Consider the following 3,695-nt stretch of genomic DNA (forward strand, 5'->3'; position numbering starts at 1 on the left):
CCAGAGCCAGAGCCAGAGCGCCAATTTTCGAGTCACCACTCTAGCTACGCAGAAATACGCGCGGCTGAGTTTGAGGTTCCTAACCTTGAAGATGTTCAGAAACTACTCAGCCGTTTAGAGGCGACCAATGTTGTTGATGAACTGAACCTTGATGAGTTGATGGATCAGAACACCCAGAAAATCGCCCAGCAAGCAGACATGCAAATGTTTGATGCCGCGGTTGAGTCTGTTCAAGTGTTCGAAGAGCCAGAGATTCAGGATTGGAATCTTCCAGAACCCGATTTATCAATTGTTGTAGAGCCACCTGTTGAATCGCAGCAAATTGAAGAGTTACAAGCTGAATCGTTGGAGACGGAACAAGTAGAAGTTAAGGCTGTTGAGCCTGAACTTGATGTTCCTGATCCCGAGACAGTTATTGAACCCGAAACTCAAGCAGGAGGTGCTGACCAGTTTACCTCTTGGGAAAGTACGGTTCGCAAAGAAGACTTTCAAGTCTTGTATTTTGATGTAAACGGCGTGACCTTTGCGGTGCCACTTGATGAGCTTGGCGGCATCCATCGCCTTGAAGAGTTAAGTCATATCATTGGTAAGCCAGCTTGGTATTTGGGTTTACAAACCAACCGTGATAGTCAGCTAGATGTGGTCGACACCGCAAAATGGGTGATGTCTGAGAAACTATCAGGTGACGAATACAAAGAAAACTATCAATATATAGTGATGCTTGGAGAGAGCTTGTGGGGCCTGGCGGGCACAGAGCTCAAAGGCACCGAGCTACTTAATACAGACAAAGTACGTTGGCGAGAAATGGCAGGGAAACGCCCATGGCTCGCTGGTATGGTAAAAGAAAAAATGTGTGCTTTGATTCATGTTGAAGCATTAATCGCCATGCTAAACGCAGGGCTAGATGTAAAAGCATTAAGCTAGTAATAAGCATTGGGCTAACAATAAGCATCAAGTTAATAATAGTGGTCGGTAACGACGGCAAGAGGATTATCTATGTCTCATATGAGTGAAGTTGAAGTAAGAAAAGAGCAAACGAATGATGAAGTACTTCAATGGGTGACTTTCCAGCTAGAAGAAGAAACTTACGGCATCAACGTAATGCAAGTACGTGAAGTACTACGTTACAGCGAAATTGCTCCAGTACCGGGTGCTCCAGATTACGTTCTAGGTATTATTAACCTACGTGGTAACGTTGTTACTGTTATCGACACTCGTTCTCGCTTTGGTTTGATGCAAGGTGAAATCACAGACAACACTCGTATCATCGTTATTGAATCTGAGCGTCAAGTAATTGGCATTCTAGTAGATAGCGTTGCTGAAGTGGTTTACCTGCGTTCTTCTGAAATCGACACAACGCCAAGTGTTGGTACTGATGAAAGTGCTAAGTTCATCCAAGGTGTAAGTAACCGAGATGGCAAGCTACTTATCTTAGTAGATCTAAACAAACTACTAAGCGAAGACGAATGGGATGAGATGGCTCACCTGTAATGTTTGAAGCGCTTCCTTTAAGCCCTGTCGCTCTGATATCAGGCGTTGGGGTTTTTACGTTATTTATCCTGATTTTGATTAGCAAAGTAAAACGTGCGATTCAAAAGCAGCTCGATCAGTCACGCCTGCAAGTTCGTAACTTGGACAAAGAGCTTCAAAAATCGAGTAAGCAATTACTTGAGGTTCGCTCTGTTGTGGTTGGCCTTGGCCAGAAAGTGACTGAACAACAAGATCTTATCAAACATTTGAATGAACGTATTGTTGAGCTGGAACATGCGGATACCGATGGACGTTTGTACACACGTGCAACGAAAATGGTTCAGCTTGGCGCTGGGATTAACGAGTTAATTGAAGAATGTGAATTACCCAAAGCAGAAGCTGAGCTGATGATGTCTCTGCAGAACAAGCTTGCTGGTAAAGAGAAAATTCCTTCATTACGAAGCGACCCTTCATCGTACGATCAGCAACCCGATGCCTCTCGCGATCGCAGAGACCCGCCTCGACGTCGTTAAATTGAGCGCTTAATTCGTATTGAGCAATTGATGTTTATTACGTATCCCTCTTAAAAGAAGCTTCGGCTTCTTTTTTTATGCCTGTCCGATCTATATAGAACGATGTTTATAAGTGCTTGTATCTACGACAATATCTTGTTTGTTGATGAAAATGTGTAAATTGTGATGAGGTGGTAACAGTTTCTTACCGACTTTGTTCTATCGAAAACGCCTAGTCCTGTTTTGTCACCATGTTGGTGTGCTACTATAGCGCTCTCATTACTCGACTAAATTTACCTATGCTAGAAGTCTCAAATTTAACTGCTATTCGTGACGACAGGATTCTGTTTGAATCGTTGTCTTTTCAATTGAAACCAGGTGAGCTGGTTCAAGTTGAAGGTCGTAACGGTACCGGGAAAACGACACTCCTTAGGATTATTACTGGCTTAGGCGATCGCGATGACGGCACTATCTCTTGGGACGGTGAGTCTATTGAATCGAGTCGAGATGTTTATCATCAAAATTTACTTTTTCTTGGTCACCAAACAGGCGTAAAGCGCGAGCTTAGTGCTTATGAGAATCTGAGCTTTTATCAGTCGATTCACAGTGGCAGTACCAGCAAAGAAGAGCTTTATCACGCGCTGGCTCAAGTCGGGCTTGCGGGCAGAGAAGACGTACCTGCGGGGCAACTTTCAGCAGGCCAACAACGCCGAGTTGCGTTGGCTCGCCTTTGGTTGAGCAAGCAAATGTTGTGGATTCTTGATGAGCCGCTGACTGCCATTGATAAGCAGGGCGTGAAAGTTCTCGAATCTCTTTTTTCTCAGCATGCAGACAACGGTGGCATTGTGTTGTTAACCACACACCAAGATATGTTTGCTGATAGCCCGAAACTAAGAAAAATAAAGTTGGGTGAGTAATATGATCTCTTCAATGACCACGATTATCCGACGCGAACTGCTTATCGCGTTTCGACGTCAAGCGGATATCTTTAACCCTTTGTGGTTCTTCATCATTGTTATCACGCTTTTCCCTTTGAGTATTGGCCCAGAGCCAAACCTACTTGCGCGTATTGCTGCGGGTATTGTTTGGGTGGCCGCTTTGCTCTCTGCATTGCTCTCTTTAGAGCGTCTTTTCCGTGATGATTTTCAAGATGGCGCCCTTGAACAGATGATGCTGATGCCAATCCCGTTGCAGTTGGTAGTATTGTCCAAAGTCATAGCACACTGGTTGTTGACCGGGTTACCATTGATTTTAATCAGCCCATTATTGGCTGTTTTGTTGTCTTTAGATTTTGATACATGGCTCTCAGTTGTGTTGACCTTGCTGGTAGGAACACCCGCATTGAGTTTTATTGGTGCGATTGGTGTTGCGTTAACCGTTGGGTTGCAGAAGGGCGGAGTCCTGTTAAGCCTGTTAATCTTGCCGCTTTACATCCCCATTTTAATCTTCGCGACGTCAGCAATTGACGCTGCGGCTTTGGGCGTTGCATACAACGGTCAATTGGCGGTGCTTGGGGCAATGTTAATGGGTGCGATGACTATGACGCCTTTTGCGATCAGTGCCGCACTTAGAGTAAGTGTGAACTGATTGGGGTTCCGTTATCGTATAGCCAATGTGAACCAAATGTGTCGATTGGACTCATAGAGTCAATAAAACTGAAAGCAAGACAAATAAAATTATTATAATTATAGCTTTAATAGCTGTAAGCAATAT

At 44.2% G+C, this 3,695-nt stretch carries 5 protein-coding genes; all 5 read left to right on the forward strand.

Annotation, left to right across the window (positions count from 1 at the left end; genetic code table 11):
* On the forward strand, positions 1–924 hold a 924-nt coding region (locus AB4507_RS18425), incomplete at its 5' end, for a chemotaxis protein CheW (RefSeq protein WP_372082571.1).
* A gap of 72 nt (positions 925–996) precedes the next feature.
* Positions 997–1,491, forward strand: a complete 495-nt coding sequence (locus AB4507_RS18430; protein WP_017064109.1) for a chemotaxis protein CheW — start codon at positions 997–999, stop codon at positions 1,489–1,491.
* Positions 1,491–2,003, forward strand: a complete 513-nt coding sequence (locus tag AB4507_RS18435) for a DUF2802 domain-containing protein (RefSeq protein WP_017060660.1) — start codon at positions 1,491–1,493, stop codon at positions 2,001–2,003. The genes AB4507_RS18430 and AB4507_RS18435 overlap by 1 nt, the downstream gene beginning before the upstream one ends.
* A 278-nt stretch (positions 2,004–2,281) precedes the next feature.
* Entirely contained in the window at positions 2,282–2,899 is a 618-nt protein-coding gene (gene ccmA, locus AB4507_RS18440) for a cytochrome c biogenesis heme-transporting ATPase CcmA (RefSeq protein ID WP_136982079.1), read from the forward strand.
* Position 2,900: 1 nt separating this feature from the next.
* Positions 2,901–3,569: a heme exporter protein CcmB gene (gene ccmB, locus AB4507_RS18445; RefSeq protein WP_017060658.1), complete on the forward strand. Its 669-nt coding sequence runs from the start codon at positions 2,901–2,903 to the stop codon at positions 3,567–3,569.
* Positions 3,570–3,695 lie beyond the last annotated feature (126 nt).

It is taken from the genome of Vibrio sp. 10N.222.54.A3 (assembly GCF_041474095.1).
Classification (GTDB): domain Bacteria; phylum Pseudomonadota; class Gammaproteobacteria; order Enterobacterales; family Vibrionaceae; genus Vibrio; species Vibrio crassostreae_C.